This window comes from Hymenobacter daeguensis, assembly GCF_054780555.1.
This window is the reverse complement of sequence record NZ_BAAGWC010000001.1, coordinates 734,629-758,549: the sequence shown is the minus strand read 5'-3', so window position 1 is coordinate 758,549 and position 23,921 is coordinate 734,629. Positions and strand designations below refer to the sequence as shown.

The window sequence follows — 23,921 nt, the reverse complement described above, 5'->3', positions numbered from 1 at the left end:
TGGTTCGGGCCCGGCACCGCCACGGTACCGGGCCCGAGGCCGCAACAGAGAAAATGGCCCGCCCGGCCGCCCGGGTTTACGGGTTTAGGCCAGCCGCGCCGCCGGGCGGCGCAGCAGGTACACCACCACCAGCAGCAGCAGCGCCACAATGGCCGGCACGCCCTTGGCCAGCCCGCCGGGAATTTTGGTGGCGTGCATATACACGGCCCCAATCATGACGACGATGAGGCCCAGCGCCGCCGGGCGCACGGTGCGCGGCACCAGCAGCCCAATGCCGCCCAGCACTTCGGCCCCGCCAATGAGGCCGGCGAACCAGCCCGGCAGGCCCATGCTTTCAAACATTTTCATGGTGCCGGGCAGGTCCATCAGCTTGTGCCCTCCCGAGAAGATAAACAGGGCCGCCAGCAGCGCCTGCAAAATCCAGGCAATGATGTTGCGTACAGAAGGGCTCATAAATGAAAACTGAAAAGCGTGGCCGCAAAGTAGCATTATTTTTCAGGCCCGGCATCCGGGCTGGCCCGGAGCTGAAAATCGGGGCCAGCCCGGATTGTCTGGCTGCCGGCCGGGCCGGTCTTTTGCAGGAGCAGCGAGCCGAACAGCCAACGCCATTCCGGCCGCCGCCGGGGCCGGCTATCTTGGTGGAGAGCTACGCCCCGCGTTTTGCTGGCCTCCACCACGCCCCGGCCCGGGGCGGCGGAGGCCAGCTTAGCGCCACCGCCCGGCACAAGCGGACGCGGGCACTGAATGCGTCCCGGAAGGCGCCTCCGCCGGGTGAGCTGGCGGAAGCTGATAATTGATTTTATATATGTTATAGTATATATTTGGAAAATAGCTTGCCGATGGCTGACGGTCAGTGCTCATCAAAAAATAATTGCCCCCGAAAACCCGCTGCAATAGTCCGCGAAGCTGGAATGTCGCATGATTTTTATTTAATTGGATTTATATTATTAATTTTTTAAGTATTTTTCACTGAAAGAACCCGTACTTATCACCTGTTATAGGTTGAGGCGACATCCGAATTTTGTAGGGTCGTGATTTATAGGTGCTTCCTGGCCGGCTTGTGCTGCCGCCACGCCTGTAGTTGCGCCGCTACCCAAAGCAAATAAGTATGACCGTAGTGTACCACGAATTGCTACCGGAAAGCTACCTGCTCATTCTGGCACCCGGCCGCGAAAGCCGCCCCGAAACCGGCCTGGCGTATTGGCTGGGCTGCGCGCAGCAGAGCGGCAAGCCGGCCGTGTGGGTCGATTGCGGCATGCTGAAAACGTTGTCCAGCGAAGCCATTCAGCTGCTGTGGCACACCCACTACCAGCTACAGGAAAAGCACGCCCAGCTGGTGCTGGTGCACGTGCAGGAGCACATGCGCAAAGAGCTGCTGGAGCAGGAGCTGGGCCCCGCTCCGTGCATCGTGCCCACGCTGCTCGACGCCGCCCGGCAAACGGGCTGGCGCGAAGTGGCCTGAGGCTTAGTCTTCGGGCGTGGCGCCGGCGCCGGTGCTGCCATTGAGCAGGAACTCGCGCAGGCGGTTGATGTGCTTTTTAATTTCCTCCAGCCGCTCTTCCTGCTGCACAGAATAAGCGCCCTCGCCGTGCATGGCCATGCTGCTGAGCAGGTTCTTGCGCTCTTCCATCATGCGCAGGGCCACCCAGAGGGTTTCTTCCAGGCTTTGCTGCGAGCTGTGCAGCAGCGAGTCGGCGGTGAAGGCGTGGCCGGTGTGGCAGCGGAAGCGCAGCACCCGGCCTTCGTTCACTTCCCAAAGGTTGCCGCCGCAGTCGGGGCAGGTGAAGGGCACCAGGTGGCCCAGCCTGGCTACTTCGTCGGTGCTTCCCACAACCCGCTCCGCAATGGCGGCCTCCTGCTTGAGGTCCTCGGGTATGGCTTTGGGTCTTTCGAGGAGGGTGGCCTGCGTTATCTCGTCCAGCAGGGAAGCCATCATGCTGAGGGGCACCACGTAGTCCACGTCCACGTTGTGCAGGGCGGTTTCGGGCATGCTGGGGTATTCGGCTTCCCGCGGGTCCTGCACCACGGCCAGGCCGCCGCAGCGCTTGATGAATTCCAGGCCGGCGGTGCCGTCGTGCAGCATGCCGGTGAGCACCACGCCCACCACGCGCGGGCCATAGGCCACGGCGGCCGAGCGAAACAGCGCGTCGGCCGAGGGGCGGTAGTGGTTTTCGCGGGGGCCCTTGGTTACCAGCAGGTGGGGCACCGAGCCGTCTTTGGCCAGCAGGTGGCAGTCGGGCGGGGCCAGGTAAATGGTGCCCGTTTCCAGGGTTTCGCCATGGGCGGGCAGGCGGCAGGGCAGGGCGGTGTGGCTGGCCAGCCGCTCCACAAGGTGCTGGCCGTTGGATTCGGGCGCGAAGTGCTGCACTACCAGCACCGCCGCACGCAGCGTGGTGGGGAGGCGGGCCACAAATTTGACCAGCGCCGGCATGCCACCGGCCGAGGTGCCTACAACAATGAGGTGGGAAGGCGTAGCCATCGGAATGCGAAAAAGGAAGAACTTTTCTACGGCGGGCTGACGCAAAAGGATAAGCGGGCGCGGGTTTTCCGGTAAATTTGTTTTGGGCATCCGGCTGGTTTTGGGCCAGGGCCTGTGCGCAGGCTTTTTGTTGCCGCTCCAAGCGTTAGCTGGAGCATCCGCCCGATTTCATCCCCCACCCAATGACCCCGAACGACCTGCCGCCCGCTACCGACGAGCCGGGCCTTGCCATCACCCCGCCCGACGCGATGCCGCGCGATGGCGACGAGCCCGCCACCGCTACCATGCTGCGCGAGGCAGCCCGCACCGGCCCGCCGGCCGACAGGTTTCCGGTGGTGGCGCTGGGGGGCTCGGCGGGCGCGCTGGCGGCGTTTGAGCAGTTTTTTCTGAACATGCCGCCCGACAGCGGCATGGCGTTCGTGGTCATCAGTCACCTCGCGCCCGACCAGCCTTCGGAGCTGGCGCAGGTGCTGCAGCACTTCACGGCCATGCCGGTGCGCGAGGCCACCGACGGCCTGCGCGTGCGCCCCGACCACGTGTATGTGGGGCCGCCAAACCGCGACATGAGCATTCTGCACGGCATGCTGCTGCTGTTTGCGCCCACGCAGGCGCCGGGCCGCCGCCTGCCCATCGATTTCTTTTTTCAGAGCCTGGCCAAGGATGCCCGCGAGCGCGCCGTGTGCGTGGTGTGCTCGGGGCTGGGCACCGATGGTACGCTGGGCCTGAAAATGGTGATGGAGAACTTTGGGATGGTGATGGTGCAAACCCCCGAAACGGCCGAGTTCGACGCCATGCCGCGCTCGGCGCTGGCCACCGAGTTTGTGGACTACGTGCTGCCCGCCGAGCAGCTGCCGGCCAGGCTGCGCGAATACGTGCGCCACCCCGCCAGCCGGCCCCGCCGCGAGGAGGCCGAGAGCGCCGCCCGCCCGGCCCACGCCCTCCAGAAAATCTTCCACCTCATCCGGGCCCAGACCGGGCACGACTTCTCGTTCTATAAGCGCAACACGGTGTTTCGGCGCATTGAGCGGCGCATGAACTCGCACCAGATTCGGGAGTTCACGCACTACGTGCGGTATTTGCAGGAAAACCCGGCCGAGGTGGAGGCCCTGTTTAAGGAGCTGCTGATTGGGGTGACCAAGTTTTTCCGCGACCGCGAGGCCTTCGAGCACCTCCGGCACCGGCTGCTGCCGCTCATGCGCCTCAAGCCCGCCGACAGCACCGTGCGGGTGTGGGCCCCGGGCTGCTCCACGGGCGAGGAGGCTTACTCGCTGGCCATGACCCTGCTCGAATGCCTGGACGGCGTGGAGCGCACGAAGTACCTCAAGCTCCAGCTTTTTGCCACCGACATCAACCCCGACGGCATCGAGTTTGCCCGGGTCGGGCTGTATGCCGACAACGTGGTGCCCGACGTGGAGCCCGAGCGCCTGCGGCGCTTCTTCACCAAAACCGGGGAGGGCTACCGCATCCGGAAAGAGGTGCGCGACGTGGTGGTGTTTGCCGTGCACGACCTGAACAAGGACGCGCCCTTCACCAAGCTCGACCTGCTGGTGTGCCGCAACCTGCTGATTTACCTGAGCGCCGAACTCCAGAAAAACCTGATTCCGGTGTTTCACTACGCCCTCAATCCCGGCGGGCTGCTGTTTCTGGGGCCGAGCGAAAACCTCACCGGCTTTCAGGACCTGTTTCAGCCCCTGGACGTGAAGTGGAAGCTCTCGCGCCGCACCGATACGCCGTCGTCGCTGAGCCGGCTCGCCAATTTCCCTTTTTCCCTGACGCGGCCGCATGCGCAGCCGTCGCCCGCTTCCGCTTCTGGTCCCATGGCCCCCAATTCCTCCCGCAAAGAAGGCACCTTTGCCACCCTGGTGCAGCGCGTGCTGCTGCGCCAATACACCCCGCCGGCCGTGGTGATTAACCCCAAGGGCGAAATCCTGTACGTGAACGGCCGCACCGGCCGCTTCCTGGAGCCGGCCCCCGGCCTGGGCGCCATGAACATCTTCGACATGGCCCGCGAGGAGCTGAACTACGAGCTGAGCGAAACCGTGCACAAGGCCATTGTGGGCCGGCACGACGTGGTGACCGACAACGTGAAGCTGCGCCTCGACACCGGCGTGCAGCTGCTGCGCCTCACTGTGAAAGTGCTGGAAGAGAGCGAGCAGCTGGCCGGCCTGCTGCTGGTAGTGTTTGAGGAGCAGCCCACCTCGCGCAGGCTGCGCCTGGGCAGGGCCAGCGCGCCAGCCCCCGACGCCACCGTGCAGGCCCTGGAAAAAGAGCTGCAGTACACCAAGCACCGCCTCCAGACCACCATTGAGGAGATGGAGAGCAGCGTGGAGGAGCTGAAGAGCACCAACGAGGAGCTGCAGAGCGCCAACGAGGAGCTGCAAAGCACCAACGAGGAAACCATGACCAACAAGGAGGAAATGCAGAGCCTCAACGAGGAGCTCATGACCCTCAACATGCAGTACCTGAGCAAAACCGAGGAGCTGAGCCAGGCCGCCAACGACATGAAGAACCTGCTCGATGCCACGGAAATAGCCACCATCTTTCTCGACAACGACATGGTGATAAAGCGCTTCACGCCGCCGGTGCACCGCATCGTTTCGCTGCTGCCCGGCGACGTGGGCCGCCCCATCACGCACTTTGCCCACACCCTGCGCCACGAAAGCCTGGCCCAGGACGTGCAGCAGGTGCTCGACCGGCTGGTGACCGTGGCGGCCAACATCCAGACCACGCAGGGCGAGTGGTACGCCATGCGGATACTGCCCTACCGCACCCTCGACAACTACATCAGCGGGGCCGTCATCACCTTCACCGACATCACCGACCTCAAAACCCTCGAAGCCCAGCTCCAGGAAAGCACACGCTTTGCCGAAAGCATTGTGGAAACCCTGCGCGAGCCCCTGCTCGTGCTCGATGGCCAGCAGCGGGTGCTGGCCGGCAGCGCGGCCTTCGCCCGGCTGTTTGGGCTCGATGCCGGCCGCATCAAAGGGGTGCCGCTAAGCGAGCTGGACGGCGGGGCCTGGCGGCAGCCCGCCCTGCGCCAGCGCCTCGACGAAGCCCTGGCCCACCCCGGCCAGCCGTTCGACGACCTGCGCTTCGTGGCCCATTTCCCCACCGCCGGCCCGCGCGAGCTGCTGCTCTACGGCCGCACCATCACCAGCCACGGCACCCGCACCGGCCACCTGCTGCTGAGCGTGGAGGACGTGACGGCGGGGTAGGAGGCAGGGCCCCGCTCCGCAATCGGTCATCTGCCTGAAGCCAGGCAGAACCGGGCTAGGCGCCCCGGCGCGCGCCGGGCCCGGAAGGGCCGGGGTGGGCCGAGTCGAGGGCCCGGCGCACATCGGTCCAGGTGAGCTCGCCGGCCACGTAGCCATCGAAGAGCTGCTGGGTGAGGCCCGACACGCGGGCGGCCAGCTGCGGAAAAGTTTGCTGTAGCTGGCGCAGCACGAAGGCACGCTGCTGCGGCGTCTGGGCGGCGGGGCCAAAGCGCGGGTCGTAAGCCATGACAGGAAATTGTAGATGTCTGGGAAGGGATTGGCTTACAAATTTCCATCGCGGCGGCCAGCCGCCGCTGCGAACAAATACGGATTTCGCAGTGCCGGCAAATACGGAATTTGGCGCGGCGCCTTCTGGCGTCTCCCGGGGCGTGCCGGGCCCCAGCGAAGTATTTTCAGGGAAATCCCGGCGCCAATAAGTGGCTAAGTCCTTGAAAGCTGCCCGGCTGTACGCGCCGTGGCCGGGTGCTGCCCCCGGGGTGGAGGCGGCGGCTTTCCACGGTTGGCCGGCTATATTCGGGGGCGGTCCGCGTTGGGCCCCCGAGGCGCCCATCCCTCCCGCTCTGCCATGTCCGCTTCCACGCCATCCGCTTTCGGCGCCCCCGCCGGCCCGCCGCCCGCCAGCGACGCCCACGCCGCCCTGCTGGAGCTGCGCGCCCGCGCCGAAAAGCGCCGCCACCTCCTGACGCAGGCCACCGAGCCCCACACCCCCGAGGAAGTGCAGCGCCTGGTGCAGGAGCTGCAGGTGCACCAGATAGAGCTCGAAGTGCAGTACGAGGAGCTGCTGCTGGCCCAGGCCGAGGCCGAGGCCGCCCGCGCCGAATACGTCGACCTCTACGATTTTGCTCCCGTGGGCTACTTCTCCCTTTCGGCCCTGGGCCAGATAGAGCAGCTCAACTTCTGCGCCAGCAAGCTGCTGGGCACCGTGCGGCAGCGGCTGATGGGGCGGCGCTTTGCCCTGTTTGTGGCCCCCGTTCAGCGGCTGGATTTCGGGCAGTTTCTGGCCCGGGTGCTCAGCGCCGATACCACCAAAAGCTGCGAAATGCTCATGCAGCGCGACGATGGCTCGACATTCTACGCCCACTTGGAAGGGGTGTGCGTGAACACCCCCGCCGGCCCGCAGTGCCGCCTGGCCGTGCTCGATACCTCGGCCCGCCGCGAGGCCCAGGAGGCGCTGGCTGAGAGCGAAAACCGCTTCCGCAAGCTGTTCTCGGACAGCAGCGATGCCGTGACCCTGCTGCAGGGCTTTCATTACGTGGACTGCAATGCCGCCGCCCTGCGCCTGCTGGGGGCCCAGCGCCGCGAGCAGCTGGTGGGCCAGGTGGCCTGGGTGCACGCGCCCGCGCTGCAGCCCGACGGCCGCCGCACCATCGACCTGTTTCGGGAGTGCGTGGCGGAGGCCCAGCGCCTGGGCGCCCGGCGCTGCCAGGCCCTGATGCACCGGGTGTCGGGCGAGGAAATCTGGGTGGAGGCCTCGCTCACGCCCATCGAGCTGGGCGGGCCCACGTCGGTGGTGCACATTCTGTGGCGCGACATCACGGCCGAGCGCGCCGCCCGGCAGGAGCTGCTGCAAGGCAAGGAGTTCACCGAAAGCCTGCTCGACAATACCGTGGACGGCATCATTGCCATCGACCGCGCCTGGCGCATCACCGCCTGGAACGCGGCCACCACCCGCCTTTTCGGCCACGAAGCCGCCGCTGTGCTGGGCCAGCCGCTGCTGGAGGTGCTGCCCTACCTCACCTCCGAAGCCCAGCAGCTGATGCACCGCGCCCTGGCCGGCGAGCGCATGGACTTCTTCGGCCGGCCGTTTCAGAAGCGCCCCGGCCACTACGATGCCCACATTGTGCCGCTCTACCACGCGGGCGCTGCCCAGGCCAGCGGCGTGCTCACCATTGTGCGCGACGTGACGGAGCGCAACCGCCTGGCCGAAGAAGCCACCCAGCAGCGCCTGCGCCGGCAGCAGGAAGTGCTGGCCGCCGTGCTGGCCACCCAGGAGTCGGAGCGCAAGCGCATTGCCGAAGCCCTGCACAACGGCCTGGGCCAGCTCCTCTACGCCACCAAGCTCAGCCTGGAGCGCAGCGACCAGCCCGCCCAGCCCCAGGGCCCGCTCAGGCTTCTGGCCGAAGCCATTCGCACCACCCGCACCATCTCCTTCGAGCTCACGCCCGGGGTGCTGGAAGACTTTGGCCTGCGCACCGCCCTCGAAACCCTGGTCGAGCGCCTGGCCCCGGCCGCGCTGCCCGTGCGCCTGCACCTGGCCGGCCTCAACGCCGAGCGCCTGGAGCCATCGGTGGAAATAATGGTGTACCGCACCGTGCAGGAGCTGCTCAACAACGTGATGAAGCACGCCGAGGCCACCGAAGTCGAGGTACACGTAGCTCTGGAAAACGGCCGCCTCTTCGTGAGCGTGGAAGACAACGGCCACGGCTTCGAGCCTGTCAGCCTCGTCGAGCAGCCCCTTGCCGGCATCGGGCTGGTGGGGGTGCGCAACCGCGTGGCCCTGCTGGGCGGGCAGCTCTCGGTGAATTCGCGCCTGGGCCAGGGCACCATCGTGAGCTTCGAGCTGGACGTGTAGGCCCGGTTCGGCCTGATTCTTGCGCGCTTGCGGCCCCGGCGCGGTGCGTAATTTTCGGCCGTGGCCGTGAACTTGCGCCGCCTGTTTGTGCTTTTCCCCTTATCACCCTGCTTGCCGTTTATGCGCTTTCGCTTACTTCATTGCCGGCCCACCGTGCTGCTGGCCGCGCTGCTCACCCTGGCGGCCTGCCAGCACGACTCCGACCCCATAGCCCCCGCCGACCCCGACGGCCCGGTGGTGCCGCCCACTACCTACGCCCTCACGTTTCCGACTACTTTTCCGGCTCCCGAGCCCGCCCCGGCCACCAATCCCCTCACCGTGGAAGGCGTGGCGCTGGGCCGTCGGCTGTTTTATGAAACTGCCCTGTCGGTGGACAATACCGTGTCGTGCGGGACCTGCCACCAGCAGGACAAGGCCTTTACCGACGGCCTGGCCCGCGCCCAGGGCGTGGGCGGCACGCTCTCGCCGCGCAGCGCCATGTCGCTGGCCAACCTGGCCTGGGAGCCCAAGCTCACCTGGGACGGGGCCGCCAGCAGCCTCGAAACCCAGGCCCGCATCCCCATCGAAAACCCGGTGGAGATGCACCAGAGCCTGAGCGCGGGCGTGGCCCGCCTGCAAGCCACGCCGGCGTATCCGTCGCTGTTCCGCAGCGCGTTTGGCAGCAGCACCATCACCGAGGCCAACGTGCTGCGGGCCCTGGCGCAGTTCGAGCGCACCCTGGTGTCGAGCAACTCGCGCTACGACCAGTTCCGGGCCGGCAACCGCACGGCCATGACCAGCACCGAGATTGCCGGCCTGCAGCTGTTCAACACCCACCCTTCGCCGAACATCAACCCCGCCCTGACGCTGCGCGGCGGCAACTGCGGCGACTGCCACAGCGGCGAGCTGTTCACGAACCACACCTTCAGCAACAACGGCCTCGACGCGACCTTCAGCGACCTGGGCCTGGGCCTGCAGACCGGCCTGCCTACCGACAACGGCAAGTTCCGGGTGCCGAGCCTGCGTAACATTGCCCTCACGGCCCCTTACATGCACGACGGCCGCTTCGCCACCCTGGCCCAGGTGCTGGACCACTACAACGAGCACGTCATCCTGACCAGCCCCAACATCGACCCGCTGCTGCTCAACACCAGCAACACCCTCAACCATTTCACCCTGGAGCTCACGGCCGATGAGAAGACGAAAATCATCGCCTTTCTGCAAACCCTGACGGATACCACCTTCACCCACGACAAGCGCTTTTCGCGGCCCCTGCCCTAAAAACTGCCCTTTCCGGGTGCCTGCCTTCCCAAGCCGGCGCGGCTACGAATCTCGTAGCCGCGCCGGCTTTTTTGCGCGCCTGGGTGCGGCGCGGGCACCCGGCCGGCAGCCGCTGCGGCGCCCCGGGCGCAGCGAATAACGGTTCTGCTGTTATATTTACTCTTGTCTATTTACCATCGAACCCATTCACCCAGCTTTGCGGGTATGAAAGCAAGACTTTTACTGATGGGGGCCGCGCTGCTGGCCCTGGCCAGCTGCAAGAGCGAAGGCGAAACCGCCCAGCCGACGGACCCCGACGGCCCGGTGGGGCCGGCCACGGCCTACGTGTTTACCACGCCCAGCAACTTCCCGCCGCCCCGGTCCATCTCGCCCGATAATCCCCTCACGGTGGAGGGCGTGGAGCTGGGCCACCGGCTGTTTTATGAAACGGCGCTTTCGGCGAACAACACCATCTCCTGCGCCTCGTGCCACAAGCAGGAGAAAGCCTTTACCGACGGCCTGGCGCTGTCGCCGGGCGTGAATGGCAGCCTCGGGACGCGCAGCGCCATGTCGCTGGCCAACCTGGCCTGGGAATTTAACCTGATCTGGGACGGGGCCGCCGCCACCCTCGAAAACCAGGCCCGCATTCCCATCGAAAGCCCGGTGGAGATGCACCAGACCCTGGGCGCGGGCGTGGCCCGCCTGCAGGCCACCAGCACTTACCCCAAGCTCTTCAACAAGGCGTTCGGCAGCAGCACCATCACCGAGGCCAACGTGCTCAAGGCGCTGGCGCAGTTCGAGCGCACCCTGGTGTCGAGCAACTCGCGCTTCGACCAGTTTCAGCGGGGCAACCGCACCATCCTCAGCAGCGATGAGCAGCAGGGGCTGCAGCTTTTTGTGGCGCATCCCGACCCGGTACTGGGCATTCGGGGCGGCAACTGCGGCGACTGCCACGCCGGCCCCATGCAAACCACCCGGGGCTTCGCCAACAATGGCCTCGACCTGACCTTCGCCGACCTGGGCCGGGGCCTGCAAACCGGCCTGGCCACCGACAACGGCAAGTTCCGCATTCCGAGCCTGCGCAACATCGCCCTCACGGCCCCTTACATGCACGACGGCCGCTTCGCCACCCTGGCCCAGGTGCTGGACCACTACAACGAGCACGTTGTGCTGACCAGCCCCAACCTCGACCCGCTGATTCTGAACGGCACCAACACGGCTGGCCACCCCCGGCTGGAGCTCACGGCCGATGAGAAGACGAAAATCATCGCCTTCCTGCAAACCCTGACGGATACTACCTTCACCCACGACAAGCGCTTCGCCAGGCCTTAGGCCACCGGCCGCCGTGTCGGGAAGGCCCGCCGGGTGCCATTGGTGCAACCCGGCGGGCTTTTTTTGCGACAATGCCAGGCCGTGGATAATCCTCGCGGGGGCTGCGCCAGATTTGCCACAGGTTTGTGCCGCAGCTTTGTGCCGAATTGAAGGCCGCCGCTACGTGACGCGCCTTGCCATTGAGTGTCGACTACTTCGGGTTATGCTGTTTCTACCGGCCGCCACTGAGCGGTTTTTTAATGCCTGCGCAGCGGTGCTTGCCTTGCGCAAACGTGCGGGCCTGCTGCTGGCCCTGCTGCTGCTGGGGCCGCTGGCCGCGCTGGCCCAAAGCGCCGGCAGCGTGAGCGGCCGGCTGCTCGATGCCGCCAATGGCGAGCCGCTGCCCTTTGCCGGCGTGGTGCTGCTGCGCGCCACCGATTCCAGCTTCGTGGCCGGCGCCCAAACCCTGGAAACCGGCGCTTTTGCCCTTGAGAAAGTGCCCTTGGGTAATTATGTGCTGAAGGCCAGCGTGGTGGGCTACCGCACCGGCCTGCGGGCCCTCACGCTCACGCCAGCCGCGCCCGCGCTGGCGCTGGGGCCGCTGCGGCTGCGCACCGCCGCCACCAAGCTGGCCGAAGTGGTGGTGAAGGGCGAGCGCGCCATCGTGAGTGCTACCCTCGACAAAAAAGTCATCGACGTGACCAAAGACCTGACCGCCACCGGCGGCACGGCCGTGGACGTGCTCCAGAACGTGCCCTCCGTGACCGTGGACCAGAGCGGGGCCGTGAGCCTGCGCGGCTCCACCAACGTGAAGGTGTTTGTGGACGGCAAGCCCACCGGCGTGACCCTGGACCAGCTGCCGGCCAGCAGCATTCAGAACATTGAGGTGGTGACCAACCCCTCGTCGCGCTACGACGCGGAGGGCTCGGCCGGCATCATCAACATCGTGCTGAAAAAGGAGCGGCAGGACGGCTGGAACGGCCAGGCCAGCGCCACGGCCGGCACCGGCGACAAGTACAACGCCTCGCTCAGCCTGAACTACCACCAGGGTAAAATCAATGTGTTCGGCTCCTACGACTTCCGGCAGGACCGGCGCACCAGCTACGGCTCGGTGCGCCAGCGCACCACCACCGGCGCGGGCACCGTGGTGCTGAACCAGGACCGCACCGGCGTGTCGTACGGCACCTCGCATGCCGTGCGCGTGGGCCTGGACTACGCCCTCACCCCGGAGCAAACCCTGACGCTGGCCGTGCAGCCGCGCTACAACTCGCAGCGCAGCCTCGAAGACATTATTTCCGACCAGAACAACATCAGCACCAGCACCCCCATTGCCCTGGGCAACACCAACCGCTACAACACCAACACGGGCACCGCCCCGCAGGCCGACTTCAGCCTGGACTACCGCCGCACCTGGGCCGCGCAGAAGCGCCGCGAGCTGACGGCCAACGTGGTATATACGCCGGCGCAGTATAAAATCGGGGTGAATTCCATCACCGATTACCGCAGCGAAGCGGGCTGGACCACCGGCCGCCAGCACCAGCAGTTCGACAACCAGGCCGACCTGTTTTCAGCGCAGGTCGACTACGTGATGCCGGTGGGGGAGAAGGGCCGCTACGAGCTGGGGGCCAAAAGCATCTCGCGCCGCTACGACAACGACTACGGCTTCAGCAGCGCCGGCCAGTACGCGCTGAGCTTCGACCCCTCGAACCGCTTCGTGTACCACGAGAACATTCAGGCCGCCTACGGCACCTACGCCAACGCGGCCGGGGCCTGGAGCTACCAGCTGGGCCTGCGCCTGGAGCAGACCAACACCCGCGGCGACCAGTCGATGGAAGTGCCCGACGCGCACTTCACGCGCAGCTACCTCAGCCTGTTTCCGAGCGCCGTGCTGGCCTACGACGTGAACACCGAAAACCGCGTGCAGTTCAGCTACTCGCGCCGCGTGCAGCGCCCCAACGCCGACGAGCTGAACCCCTTCACCGACCGCTCCGACCCGCTGAACCTGCGCTCCGGCAACCCTGCGCTGTTCCCCGAGTTCGTGCACGCGCTGGAGCTGGGCGAGCAGCGGTTTTTTGGCAAGAGCGGGGCCGGCTCGGTGAGCGCCACGGCGTTTTATCGGTTCGAGGAAAACACGATTACCAACATCCGCAACCCGTTTTTCCTGGACCCCGTCACCAACACCGTGGTCACGAACACCACCCGCCTGAACGTGGGCCAGGAAACCAACTACGGCCTAGAGCTGGTGGCCGCCGCGCCCGTCACCAGCATCTGGAAGCTGAACGCCAACGTCTCGGCCTTCCGGCGCATCATCACCGGCTCGGTGCCGACGAACGTGGATTTCAACAACAGCAACATCGTGTACACGGGCCGGCTGAATACGACGGTGTCGCCCACCAAAAAGCTCGATTTGCAGCTCTCGGCCAACTACCGCTCGCCGGTGGTGTCGGCGCAGGGCCAGCGCCTCACCCAGCTCAGCGCCGACTTTGCCGCCAAGCAAAGCGTGCTCAAGGACAAGGGCAGCATCACGCTGCGGGTGTCGGATATCTTCAATACCCTGCAGTTCAACTTCAACGCCTACGGCCCGGGCTTCGAGTCGCTGGCCCGCAACAAGCGCGAGTCGCGGGTGGTATTTCTGGGCTTCGCCTACCGCTTCGGCAACGAGAGCGCCGGCCCGCGCCCCAGGCGCAAAGACGAGCCGGCCGATGACGGCGGCGGCAAAGGCTTCGATTAATTACCCGCCGCGCGGCCGGAACCATATCGCCTAAATTTGTGGTTCGGCAGGCGCTCCGCCGGTGCTGCCGGCTTTCCCAACGTTGTTTTTGCCATGCTTTCAGTAGTTCGCCCGTTTTTGTTTTCGGCCTTCGGGGCCGCCATCCTGTGCCTGAGCAGCTGCGGCAACAGCCAGAAGCCCGCCGCCGCCGTGCCGGCCGCTGCGCCCGCCGCCGAAGCCCGCTACGAGTGCCCCATGGGCTGCGCCGGCAGCCAGAGCAACAAGCCCGGCAAGTGCCCCACCTGCGAGATGGAGCTGGAAAAAAAGTCGTAGCCAAAGCCCGCGCTTCGCCCTTCGGGAGCAGAATTATGCAGCATTACGCGGCAATTCTGTAGGGACGGCCGGCCACTGGGCGCGTAATTTTACATGGCTGCCGGCTGGGGTTTGGCTCTTGCGGTGCCCCCGCGCCGGCCATTGATTTACCGCTTATACTTTCCCCGCCATGTCCACCCTTCGCTTCAAAACCACCATCAACTGCGGCAGCTGCATCCGCGCCGTCACGCCCACGCTCAACCAGGAAGTGGGGGCCAATAACTGGCAGGTCGATACCGCCACTCCGGATAAAATCCTGACCGTTACGGCCCCTCAGGCCACTGCCAGCCAGGTCGTGAAGGCGGTAGAGGAAGCCGGCTTCGAGATTCAGGCGCTGGCTTAGCAGCCCGCCTTCGCTTCCTGCCGAAAGCGGCCATTCCAATTGGAATTGCCGCTTTTTTGTGCCCTGTGCCGGCCCTCAGGGCATTCTGCCGCGCCCTGCCGGGGCCGCCTGCGCGCAGCAGGGCCGGGGCGGGGAGTTATGCAAAGATTAACGCAAACGTTTGCATAAAGTGAAAAATTTGTGCTAATTTTCCGGCCGCAAATCCGCTGGCCGGGCTGTTTATTTCGGCCTTGCGCAAGCTGGCAGCGTAGTATATGCTGCTTTTCTGTCCCTCCCATCCCATTGTTTCCTATGCCCACTTCCCTGACCCATGCCGTTCAGGCCGATTTTCAACAACGCTTCGGCTACGAGCCGCTGCTGGTGCGCGCTCCCGGCCGCGTCAACCTCATTGGCGAGCACACCGACTACAACGGCGGCTTCGTGCTGCCGGCCGCCGTCGACAAGGCCATGACCTTTGCCGTGGGCCTGAACGGCACCGAGAAAATCCGGCTGGTAGCCTATGATTTGGGCGAGGATTTTGAGCTGGCCAACGCGGCCGAAATCAGCCCCAGCGCCACGCACTGGGCCAACTACCTGCTGGGCGTGGCCAACCAGTTTCAGCTGCGCGGCCACGCCGTGCCGGGCTTCGACTGCGTGTTTGCCGGCACCGTGCCCATGGGCGCGGGCATGTCGTCGTCGGCGGCCGTGGAGTGCGGCCTGGCCTTCGCCCTCGACCATTTCCTGAAAACCAACCTGCCCAAAATGGAGCTGGCGCGCATCGCCCAGTTTGCCGAGCACACCTACGCCGGCGTGCAGTGCGGCATCATGGACCAGTTTGCCAGCCTCTTCGGGCGCGGCGGCCAGGTGGTGCGCCTCGACTGCCGCTCGCTGGCCTACGAGTATTTCCCCTTCGACACCAACGCCGCCCGCATCGTGCTCTGCAACTCGGGCGTGAAGCACAGCCTGGCCAGCTCCGAGTACAACACCCGCCGCCAGGAGTGCGAGCGCGGCGTATCGGTGCTCCAGCAGCACTACCAGGGCATTGGCAGCCTGCGCGATGCCACCATGGAGCAGCTCGAAGCCGTGAAGAGCGAGCTGGGCGGCACCGTGTACCGCCGCTGCGCCTACGTGGTGCAGGAAAATGCCCGCGTGATTCGGGCCTGCGACTGCCTGAACGCGGGCGACCTGGCCGGGTTCGGCAAGGAGATGTACGGCTCGCACGCCGGCCTGCGCGACGACTACGAAGTGAGCTGCGCCGAGCTCGACGTGCTGGTGGAGGCCGCCAAGGCCGCGCCCGGCGTGTTTGGCTCGCGCATGATGGGCGGCGGCTTCGGCGGCTGCACCATCAACCTGGTGGCGCCCGACAAGGTGGACGACTTCATTGCCAGCGTGAGCAAGGCGTACGAGGAGAAATTCAGCCTGAAGCTGGAAACCTACCAGACCACGATTGTGGACGGGGTGGGGGAGGTCGTCGCTGAATAGCTGCTCAATAGAATTAAAGCACGTCATGCTGAGCGCAGTCGAAGCATCTCTATCGTGCAAGTAATTAATGCTGATGCAACGAAGCGGTAGAGATGCTTCGACAAGCTCAGCATGACCGTTGTTATTAAGACAAAAAAACGCTCAATATCATGGCTTCTTTCGATTCCACCGAACACCCGCACCGTCGTTTCAACGCCCTGGCCGGCGAATGGGTCCTTGTGTCGCCGCACCGCTCCAAGCGCCCCTGGCAGGGCCAGCAGGAAGAAACCGAGCAGGACAACCGTCCCGCCTACGACCCCACCTGCTACCTCTGCCCCGGCAACACCCGCGTGGGCGGCGAGGTAAACCCGAAGTACACCGACACTTTTGTTTTTAATAATGACTTCGGGGCGCTGACCGCCGATGTGCCCACCGGCGGCATCAACGAAGGCGGGCTGCTGCGGGCCGAGGCCGAGTCGGGCGTGTGCCGCGTCATCTGCTTCTCGCCGCGCCACGACCTGACCTTGCCCCAGATGACCACGCCCGCCATTCGGAAGGTGGTGGATTTGTGGGTAGAGGAATTCCAGACCCTCGGGGCCCGGCCGGACATCAACTACGTGCAGATTTTCGAGAACAAAGGCCCGATGATGGGCTGCTCGAACCCGCACCCGCACGGCCAGATTTGGGCCCAGCGCACCGTGCCCGGCGAGCCCGCCAAGGAAAGCGTGGAGCAGCTGGCCTACTACCAGCAGCACGGCCGCACGCTGCTGACCGACTATCTCAAAATTGAGCTGGAGAAGAAGGAGCGGGTGGTCATCGAAAACGACCATTTCGTGGTGCTGGTGCCGTTCTGGGCCGTGTGGCCGTTCGAAACCATCGTCATCTCGCGCCGCGCCGTGCAGGACGTGACCCAGCTCACCATAGAGGAGCGCGACGCCCTGGCCGACATCATCCGCCGCCTCACCATTCGTTACGACAACCTGTTCAACATCAGCTTCCCGTACTCGGCCGGCCTGCACCAGCGCCCGACCGATGGCGAGGAGCACCCGGAGTGGCACCTGCACATGCATTTCTACCCGCCGCTGCTGCGCTCGGCCACGGTGCGCAAGTTCATGGTGGGCTACGAGATGCTGGGCGACCCGCAGCGCGACATCACGCCCGAGTTCAGCGCCGGGCGGCTGCGCGAGCAGTCGGAGGTGCACTACAAGGGCGTGCCGGCGGAATAGAAGAATGAGTTAATCGAATACCCAGACCGTCATGCCTCGGCTGCGCCCGGCATGACGGTCTGTTGTTTTAATCTGTAAGAACACACTGCTATGCCCCACCCAACCCGCCTGCTCGGCGGCCTGCTGGCCGGTCTTGTCCTGCTGAATTCCCCTGCTGTATCGGCCCAGAAACCACCCAGGGCTCCGAAAGCGACTGTTGCCCCGAAAGCCGCTCCCGACTACTTCCCGGCGGCCGACATGATGACCATCGGGGTTTATTACTACCCCGAGGCGTGGCCGGAAAGCCAGTGGGCGCGCGACTTTGCCAACATGCGCCGGCTGGGCCTGGAGTTCGTGCACATGGGCGAGTTTGCCTGGGGGCTCTACGAGCCGGAGGAAGGCAAATACACCCTCGACTGGCTGGAGCGGGCCGTGACGCTGGCCAGCAAAGCCGGCCTGAAAGTGGTGCTGTGCACGCCCAGCGCCACCCCGCCCGTGTGGCTGGCCGAAAACCACCCCGAAATTCTGATGGTGGACGCGCAGGGCCGCCGCCAGCAGCACGGCACCCGCCAGCAGGGCAACTGGAGCTCGCCGGTGTTCCGGCAGTACGTGGCCAACATCAACGCCCAGCTGGCCCGGCGCTTCGGCCAGAACCCGGCCGTGGTGGGCTGGCAGATTGACAATGAGTTGAGCCACTACGGCCGCCAGTTTTCCTACGACGACTTCAGCAAAGCCCGGTTTCAGGCCTGGCTAAAGCAGAAGTACGGCACCATCGACAACCTGAACCGCGACTGGGGCAACACGTTCTGGTCGCAGCTCTACCAGAATTTTGAGCAGGTCCGCATTCCCAACCAGGCCGAGCTGGTGGCCGACCCCAACCCGCACGCCCTGCTGGATTTCGAGCGGTTTTTTGCCGCTGAGGCGGCCGACTACATCCGCGACCAGGCCACCACGCTGCGCCGGTACGCCAAAAACCAGTGGGTGACCACCAACCACATGGCCACCCACCGCGACGTGAACCCCGCCCTGTCGCGCCAGGACCTGGACCTCGTGACCTGGACCGTGTACCCGGTGCACGGCGACATATTTCCCCAGAACGGCCCGCTGGCCTACCGGCTCGGCAACGGCTCGATGCTGGGCTTTATGCACGATTTTATGCGCCCGCTCAACGGCAGCGAGGGCATTATGGAGCTGCAGCCGGGCCAGGTGAACTGGGGCGACATCAACCCGCAGCCGCTGCCCGGCGCGGTGCACATGTGGCTGATGCACTCATTCGGCTCGGGCGCGAAGCTGATTTGCTCCTACCGCTACCGGCAGCCCCGCGCCGGCAGCGAGCTGTACCACTACGGTTTTGTGGGGCCCGATGGCGTGACGCCCCTGCCCGGTGGCCTCGAATACGCGCAGGCCATGCAGGAAATCAACCAGCTGCGGAAGCTGCGCAAGCCCAACGCCGTGATGCCGGCCCGCTATGCGGCCCGCCGCACCGCCGTGCTCTACAGCTACGACAACCGCTACGACCTCGACAACCACCCCTCCACCACGCGCTGGAACACGATGGGGCACCTGTTTCGCTACTACGGCGCCCTCAAAACCCTGAACTGCCCGGTCGACGTCATCACCGAAGACCAGGATTTCAGCAAATACCCGTTTCTGGTAGCGCCAGCCTACCAGCTGCTCGACAAAGCCCTGGTAGACCGCTGGACCAGCTACGTGCAGGCCGGCGGCCACCTCGTCCTCACGGCCCGCACGGGCCAGAAGGACCGGCGCGGCATGCTCTGGGAAGGCCCCTGGGCCGCCCCCATCCTCGACCTCATCGGTGCGAAGTTCAACGACCGGCCCTTCGACATGCTGCCCGGCCAGCTGCAAGGTCAGGTCAGCTTCAATGGCAAAAGCTACGGCTGGGGCTCCTGGGCCGAGCTGCTGACGCCCAACCCCGGCACCACCGCCCTGGCCAGCTACGCCGACCAGTTCTACGCCGGCTCCCCGGCCGTGACGACCCGCCGCCTGGGCAAAGGCACCGTGACCTACGTGGGCGTAGAATCGTTGGCCGGCGACCTGGAGCGCGACGTGCTGCGCCGCGTGTACGCCGCCGCCAACGTGCCCGTGGAAACCCTGGCCGACCAGTTTGTGGTGAACTGGCGCGACGGCTTCTGGGTGGCCACCAATTTCGGCTCCGAGAAGCAGCCCGTGCCTGCTCCGGCCGGGGCTAAGCTGCTGGTAGGCACCCGCGAGGTGGCCCCCGGCGGCGTGGCCGTGTGGCAGGAGTAGCGCGGTCAGTCGCGCGAACTTTGTAGTTCGCGTGGCAGAACGTTTTTAACCCGCGCGGCTTTGACGGCGCGGGTACGCGAACTACAAAGTTCGCGCTACTGTCATATGCTCGGCATAACGAGCTTCTGATATACATTTGACCACCCACTCACCAACCTCTTCTCGACTTGTCCCACAAGCGCGCATCCATTTCCGATATTGCCAAAGAGCTTAACCTGGCCGTTTCGACGGTTTCGCGGGCGTTGAGCGGCCACGCCCGCATCAGCGCCGCCACGCGCGAAAAGGTATGGAAGCTGGCCGAGGAGCTCAACTACCAGCCCAATGCCCTGGCCGCCGCCCTGCGCAAGGGCCGCAGCAACACGCTGGGCGTGATTGTGCCGCACATCGACGGGCACTTCTTTTCGCAGGTGATGAAGGGGGCCGAGGCCGTGGCCAACAAGGCCGGTTTCAACGTGCTGCTCTGCCAGTCGAACGAAGACTATGAGCAGGAGCAGAAAAACGTGGACACGATGATAAACGCGCAGGTCGACGGCATTATGGTGTCGATAGCGCGGCCCACGCACGATTTCAGGCACTTCGACAAGATTGCGAAGCGCGACATCCCGCTGGTGTTTTTCGACCGCATTCTCGACAGCGACAAGTTCAACGCCGTGGAGCTCGACGACTTCCAGGGCGGCTACCAGTCCACGAAGCACCTGCTGGAGCAGGGCCGCCGCCGCATTGCGCACTTCGGCGGCCCCCAGCACCTCCAGATTTACATCAACCGCTTCGGCGGCTACCGCAAGGCCCTGGAAGAATACGGCCTGCCGGTGGAAGACGAGCTGGTGATTTTCAGCGACATGTGGCAGGAAGACGGCGACGTGGGCATGAAGCAGCTGCTGGCCCTGCCCAACCCGCCCGATGCCGTGTTCTCGGCCAGCGACTTCACCATCGTGGGGGCCATGCTGGTGCTCAAGGAGCGCGGCCTGCGCATTCCGCAGGACATTGCGCTGGCCGGTTTCAGCAACGAGAGCTTCTGCTCCCTCACCGAGCCGCGCCTCACCTCCGTGGACCAGTGCTGCGAGCCCATGGGCCAGGCCGCCATGCGCCTGCTGCTGGAAATGGTGCAGGAGCGCGGCCACGACATTGCGCCCCGGAAGATTGTGATTCAGCCCAAACTGATGACGCGGGAGTCGTCGCAGGGCCCGCAGGAAGGGCGCTGAATCGTGCGGCGTCCTGAACGCAGCGAAGGACCTGGTCGCGTTCGAACAACCCGTTCAGCCGTGACAAGGTCCTTCGCTGCGCTCAGGATGACAGGGAAAAACAATTACCTCCGAAACCAAGTCATTTCGTGACGAATTTTGTTATCTGATTCCGCCGCCCTGCTGCCTGCGCTGTGAGAGACTACCTGCTGTTTGTCGATACCGAAACTTCGGGCATTCCGCGCGACTGGAACAAGCCGTATTCCAGCCGCAGCAACTGGCCGCACATCGCGCAGCTGGCCTGGGTGGTGTGCACCCCCGACGGCCAGGAAGTGAAGGCCGAAAACCACTACATCCAGCCCAACGACTACGACATGGACCCGGCCGCCGGCAGCGTGCACGGCCTCACGCTGGAGTTTCTGCGCGAAAAAGGCGAGTCGCGCCACGCCGTGATGCAGCTGCTGCACAAGGACCTGCTGCGCTACAAGCCGCAGGTGGTGGCTCACTTCATGCAGCTCGATTTTCACATGGTGGGCGTGGGGTTCCACCGCGCCGGCCTCACCAACCCCATGCTGGGCCTGCCCATGTTCTGCACCATGCGCGCCACCGGCCCGCTGCTGCGCCCCGCCACGGAAGGCTTTCTGCGGCTGGGCGACTTGTACCAGCGGCTGTTTCACGAAACGCTGGAAAACGCGCACGATGCCTTGGTCGACTCGCGCGCCGCGGCCCGCTGCTACTTCGAGATGCGCCGCCAGGGCATCATCACCGACGAAACCATGCGCAAACAGGGCCCGCCCGTGGGCCTGCAGCAGCCGATGTCCTCTGCCCGCAAGCTGCAAATCGGTGTGGCCCCGTGGCTGCTGGTGGGCACGGTGGTGCTGGTGCTGCTGGCGTTTTTGCTGATTGCGTAAGCGAGGAAGTAATTGTGGCAAGGGACGCACGGCATGACGCTTTTTTAAGAACGTTCAGCCAGCCGTTTTACCTTTACCCGCCCACCACCTGCCGCCTCCCATGTCCGACAAGCTCGATTTTCTGCGCACCGTCACGCCCTTCAACCTGTTGCCCGAGGACGTGCTGGCCGAAGTGGCCGAGGGCCTGGAAGAAGTGCGCCACCCGCGCGAGGCCATTATCTACTACCAGGACGCCACGAAACTGCGCGGGCTCGACATCCTCGTGGAGGGCGAGTACGAGACGTTTTTCTACGACAGCCAGCAGAACCGGCGCGTGGTAGAGCACAGCCGGCGCGGCGACTGCTACGGCGGCGTGTCGCTGCTGCTGAACCGGAAGAAGTCGCTCCGCACGGTGCTGGCCCGCAAAAACACCCGCGTGTATTTCCTGCACCGGCGCGAGTTTCTGGCGCTGTGCCAGGGCTACGAGGCGTTTTTCCACTTCTTCACGATGCGCTACGGCCAGCGGATGCTGAACGAGGAATACGCCCATTTTGTGCGCCCCGCCACCAGCTCCAACCAAAGCTACCTGGCGTCGGACCAGCTGTTTTCGCGCCGGATTGAGACGCTGGAATTGCGTCCGGCGGTGCTGTGCGCGGCCTACACGCCCATCTCGGAAGTGGCGCGGCGCATGGCCGAGGCCCGCACCAGCTGCTACTTCATCACCAATGCCGACGTGGACGGCCACATCATCGGCTACGTGACGGACATCACCCTGCGCGACAAAGTGGTGGCCGTGCAGGCCGATGCCAGCCAGCCGGTCGAAACCATTATGGATGCGCCGGTGGTCAGCATCAGCTCGCGGGCCTTTGTGTATGAGGCCATTCTGCTGATGTTCCGGACCAAGACGCGCTACCTGCTGGTCGAAACCGACGGCGAGTACGTGGGCTTCATCAGCCGCAACAAGCTGCTGACCGACGACCAGGCCGAGTCGCCGTTCATCTTCATTCAGAGCGTGAAGCAGGCCCAGGCCGTGCCCGAGCTGAAGCGCCGCTGGGAGCAGGTGCCCGAAATGGTGTACCAGCTCCTGAACCGGGGGGTGAAGCCCGAAATCGTGAACCAGGTCATCACCACCGTGTCCGATACCATTGCGCTGAAGGTGATTGAGGGCGCCATTGCCGAGCTGGGGCCGCCGCCGGCCAAGTTCGTGTACATGGTGCTGGGCAGCGAGGGCCGCAAGGAGCAAACCCTGCTCACCGACCAGGACAACGCCATCATCTACGAAGACAAGGCCAACGAGCACCGCGAGCTGGTGCGCGACTACTTCCTGCAATTTGCCGAGATGGTGAGCGACCAGCTCAACGAAATCGGGTTCAGCTACTGCGAGGGCGGCTTCATGGCCAAAAACCCGAAGTGGACGCACTCGCTCTCGCACTGGAAGCGCAACTACGTGGAGTGGATGACCGACTCGAACCCCGAAACCGGCATGCAGTTCGCCGCCTCCTTCGACTGCCGCTACCTCTACGGCGACGCCACCATCATGGACGAGCTGCACGAATTTCTGGCCGTGGAGCTGCAAAAGCCCGTGGACCGCTTCTTCCACTACATGGCCGTGAACGCGCTGCAGTACGAGCCGCCGCTCACGTTTTTCAACAACATCCGCACCTTCACGCACGGCTCGCAGCAGGTCTTCAATCTCAAGCGCACCATGTCGCCCATCGTCGATTTGGTGCGCATGTACGCCCTCAAGCACCGCATCTTCGCCACCAATACCGGCGAGCGGCTGGACGCGCTGAAAACCCTCGGCGTGTTCACCGAGCGCGAAACCCAGGAGCTGCTGCAAGCCTACTACTACCTGATGGGCGTGCGCCTGAAAAAGCAGGCCGTCCAAATCATCAGCGACAACGTGGTGCCCGATAACTTCCTCGACCCCAAAACGCTGACGAAGGTGGAACAGGTGACGCTGAAGGAAATTTTCAAGGTGATTTCGGACTTTCAGCTGAAGATTAAAGTGGGCTTCACCAAGTCGTTGGGGTAGGGGGGCGCTAGAACTTCTTGCGCATCTCCTCGCGCCGCATGGGCATCTTGTCCACGGTGCGGAACAGGTCGTCCGGCAGGATGGGTACGCTGCTTTTCTCCTTCACCCCGCCGTCTTTGCCGATGAGTATGGCGGCGAACTTCGGGGGCTGCACGCCAAGCTTTCGGGTCAGAAATTGCTGGTCGGTGGCGGAAAGGTGGTCGTAAAGCACTTCCAGCACCAGAAAATCGCGCTCAGCTAATTCCGTTTGCTTTGTTGCCAGCAGGGCTTTCTGCGTTTTAACATCGATGTAGTCGCCATCGGGGGCCGCTACCAGCAGCACGCGCTTCTTCCAGCGGCTTTCGCGCAGGGTTTGTTCCAGGGGCATGGGTTTGGGCGTTTGGGCGGTGAGGGTGAGCAGGCTCAGCAGAAGGAGGGCGGCGAGGGGCAGCAGAGGTTTCATGGCGCGGAAGGGGATGCTGATGCAAAGACGCATCCGGGCATCTCAACGTTGAACAGTTTGCCGGAACGGCGCCTACGCCGAGCCGCAAGCAGGCGTCCCGGCATCCAACCCGGCCGGCCGAAAACGCCGTAATTTGCATGCCCGCGTCCTTTTCGCCGC

At 64.8% G+C, this 23,921-nt stretch carries 18 protein-coding genes; 14 read left to right on the top strand and 4 right to left on the bottom strand.

Going from position 1 to position 23,921, the window contains the following annotated elements:
* Positions 1-84: 84 nt before the first annotated feature.
* Positions 85-453, bottom strand: coding sequence for a DoxX family protein (locus ACYVHT_RS03145; protein ID WP_460547851.1), 369 nt, complete (start codon positions 451-453; stop codon positions 85-87).
* 655 nt (positions 454-1,108) lie between these two features.
* Between ACYVHT_RS03145 and ACYVHT_RS03140 the strand changes: the two genes are divergently transcribed.
* Positions 1,109-1,462 carry an STAS domain-containing protein gene (locus ACYVHT_RS03140; protein ID WP_460547849.1) on the top strand — a complete coding sequence of 118 codons (354 nt, stop codon included), beginning with the start codon at positions 1,109-1,111 and terminating at the stop codon, positions 1,460-1,462.
* A 3-nt stretch (positions 1,463-1,465) separates the two neighbouring features.
* Here the strand turns inward: ACYVHT_RS03140 and ACYVHT_RS03135 are convergent, their stop codons facing one another.
* Positions 1,466-2,479 carry a chemotaxis protein CheB gene (locus ACYVHT_RS03135; RefSeq protein ID WP_460547847.1) on the bottom strand — a complete coding sequence of 338 codons (1,014 nt, stop codon included), beginning with the start codon at positions 2,477-2,479 and terminating at the stop codon, positions 1,466-1,468.
* A 182-nt stretch (positions 2,480-2,661) separates the two neighbouring features.
* Between ACYVHT_RS03135 and ACYVHT_RS03130 the strand changes: the two genes are divergently transcribed.
* Complete coding sequence (locus ACYVHT_RS03130) at positions 2,662-5,694, top strand: CheR family methyltransferase (protein ID WP_460547845.1); 3,033 nt, start codon at positions 2,662-2,664, stop codon at positions 5,692-5,694.
* 55 nt (positions 5,695-5,749) lie between these two features.
* Here ACYVHT_RS03130 and ACYVHT_RS03125 read toward each other — a convergent pair whose 3' ends face one another.
* Positions 5,750-5,980: a hypothetical protein gene (locus ACYVHT_RS03125; protein ID WP_460547842.1), complete on the bottom strand. Its 231-nt coding sequence runs from the start codon at positions 5,978-5,980 to the stop codon at positions 5,750-5,752.
* A 339-nt stretch (positions 5,981-6,319) separates the two neighbouring features.
* Here ACYVHT_RS03125 and ACYVHT_RS03120 point away from each other — a divergent pair, with 339 nt between their 5' ends.
* From ACYVHT_RS03120 to ACYVHT_RS03065, 12 genes are all read left to right on the top strand, one after another.
* Complete coding sequence (locus ACYVHT_RS03120; protein ID WP_460547840.1) at positions 6,320-8,326, top strand: PAS domain-containing sensor histidine kinase; 2,007 nt, start codon at positions 6,320-6,322, stop codon at positions 8,324-8,326.
* 120 nt (positions 8,327-8,446) lie between these two features.
* A complete protein-coding gene (locus tag ACYVHT_RS03115) occupies positions 8,447-9,586 on the top strand; it encodes a cytochrome-c peroxidase (protein ID WP_460547838.1) in 1,140 nt (379 codons plus the stop codon).
* A gap of 204 nt (positions 9,587-9,790) precedes the next feature.
* Positions 9,791-10,897, top strand: a complete 1,107-nt coding sequence (locus ACYVHT_RS03110; protein WP_460547836.1) for a cytochrome-c peroxidase — start codon at positions 9,791-9,793, stop codon at positions 10,895-10,897.
* A 262-nt stretch (positions 10,898-11,159) separates the two neighbouring features.
* Positions 11,160-13,607 carry a TonB-dependent receptor gene (locus ACYVHT_RS03105; protein ID WP_460547834.1) on the top strand — a complete coding sequence of 816 codons (2,448 nt, stop codon included), beginning with the start codon at positions 11,160-11,162 and terminating at the stop codon, positions 13,605-13,607.
* A gap of 93 nt (positions 13,608-13,700) precedes the next feature.
* Positions 13,701-13,919: a heavy metal-binding domain-containing protein gene (locus ACYVHT_RS03100; RefSeq protein ID WP_460547832.1), complete on the top strand. Its 219-nt coding sequence runs from the start codon at positions 13,701-13,703 to the stop codon at positions 13,917-13,919.
* 169 nt (positions 13,920-14,088) lie between these two features.
* Complete coding sequence (locus ACYVHT_RS03095; protein ID WP_460547830.1) at positions 14,089-14,301, top strand: heavy-metal-associated domain-containing protein; 213 nt, start codon at positions 14,089-14,091, stop codon at positions 14,299-14,301.
* Positions 14,302-14,592: 291 nt separating this feature from the next.
* The gene (gene galK, locus ACYVHT_RS03090; RefSeq protein ID WP_460547828.1) at positions 14,593-15,762 is read left to right on the top strand and encodes a galactokinase; all 1,170 of its coding nucleotides are present in this window, start codon (positions 14,593-14,595) and stop codon (positions 15,760-15,762) included.
* A gap of 149 nt (positions 15,763-15,911) precedes the next feature.
* Positions 15,912-16,967: a galactose-1-phosphate uridylyltransferase gene (locus ACYVHT_RS03085; protein WP_460547826.1), complete on the top strand. Its 1,056-nt coding sequence runs from the start codon at positions 15,912-15,914 to the stop codon at positions 16,965-16,967.
* 90 nt (positions 16,968-17,057) lie between these two features.
* A complete protein-coding gene (locus tag ACYVHT_RS03080) occupies positions 17,058-19,214 on the top strand; it encodes a beta-galactosidase (RefSeq protein ID WP_460547824.1) in 2,157 nt (718 codons plus the stop codon).
* 167 nt (positions 19,215-19,381) lie between these two features.
* A complete protein-coding gene (locus tag ACYVHT_RS03075; RefSeq protein ID WP_460547822.1) occupies positions 19,382-20,416 on the top strand; it encodes a LacI family DNA-binding transcriptional regulator in 1,035 nt (344 codons plus the stop codon).
* 173 nt (positions 20,417-20,589) lie between these two features.
* Entirely contained in the window at positions 20,590-21,306 is a 717-nt protein-coding gene (locus ACYVHT_RS03070; RefSeq protein WP_460547820.1) for a 3'-5' exonuclease, read from the top strand.
* 100 nt (positions 21,307-21,406) lie between these two features.
* Positions 21,407-23,320, top strand: coding sequence for a DUF294 nucleotidyltransferase-like domain-containing protein (locus tag ACYVHT_RS03065; RefSeq protein WP_460547818.1), 1,914 nt, complete (start codon positions 21,407-21,409; stop codon positions 23,318-23,320).
* A 7-nt stretch (positions 23,321-23,327) separates the two neighbouring features.
* Here ACYVHT_RS03065 and ACYVHT_RS03060 read toward each other — a convergent pair whose 3' ends face one another.
* Positions 23,328-23,762 (bottom strand): DUF4174 domain-containing protein, encoded by a 435-nt coding sequence (locus ACYVHT_RS03060; RefSeq protein WP_460547816.1) that lies wholly within the window; start codon positions 23,760-23,762, stop codon positions 23,328-23,330.
* Between the last annotated feature and the right edge of the window lie 159 nt (positions 23,763-23,921).

Coding starts and splice junctions, on each gene's coding strand:
- ACYVHT_RS03140 (WP_460547849.1), top strand. CDS start 1,109: ATGACCGTAGTGTACCACGAATTGCTACCGGAAAGCTACCTGCTCATT.
- ACYVHT_RS03130 (WP_460547845.1), top strand. CDS start 2,662: ATGACCCCGAACGACCTGCCGCCCGCTACCGACGAGCCGGGCCTTGCC.
- ACYVHT_RS03115 (WP_460547838.1), top strand. CDS start 8,447: ATGCGCTTTCGCTTACTTCATTGCCGGCCCACCGTGCTGCTGGCCGCG.
- ACYVHT_RS03060 (WP_460547816.1), bottom strand. CDS start 23,762: ATGAAACCTCTGCTGCCCCTCGCCGCCCTCCTTCTGCTGAGCCTGCTC.
- ACYVHT_RS03135 (WP_460547847.1), bottom strand. CDS start 2,479: ATGGCTACGCCTTCCCACCTCATTGTTGTAGGCACCTCGGCCGGTGGC.
- ACYVHT_RS03065 (WP_460547818.1), top strand. CDS start 21,407: ATGTCCGACAAGCTCGATTTTCTGCGCACCGTCACGCCCTTCAACCTG.
- ACYVHT_RS03085 (WP_460547826.1), top strand. CDS start 15,912: ATGGCTTCTTTCGATTCCACCGAACACCCGCACCGTCGTTTCAACGCC.
- ACYVHT_RS03120 (WP_460547840.1), top strand. CDS start 6,320: ATGTCCGCTTCCACGCCATCCGCTTTCGGCGCCCCCGCCGGCCCGCCG.
- galK (WP_460547828.1), top strand. CDS start 14,593: ATGCCCACTTCCCTGACCCATGCCGTTCAGGCCGATTTTCAACAACGC.
- ACYVHT_RS03125 (WP_460547842.1), bottom strand. CDS start 5,980: ATGGCTTACGACCCGCGCTTTGGCCCCGCCGCCCAGACGCCGCAGCAG.
- ACYVHT_RS03095 (WP_460547830.1), top strand. CDS start 14,089: ATGTCCACCCTTCGCTTCAAAACCACCATCAACTGCGGCAGCTGCATC.
- ACYVHT_RS03100 (WP_460547832.1), top strand. CDS start 13,701: ATGCTTTCAGTAGTTCGCCCGTTTTTGTTTTCGGCCTTCGGGGCCGCC.
- ACYVHT_RS03110 (WP_460547836.1), top strand. CDS start 9,791: ATGAAAGCAAGACTTTTACTGATGGGGGCCGCGCTGCTGGCCCTGGCC.
- ACYVHT_RS03080 (WP_460547824.1), top strand. CDS start 17,058: ATGCCCCACCCAACCCGCCTGCTCGGCGGCCTGCTGGCCGGTCTTGTC.
- ACYVHT_RS03145 (WP_460547851.1), bottom strand. CDS start 453: ATGAGCCCTTCTGTACGCAACATCATTGCCTGGATTTTGCAGGCGCTG.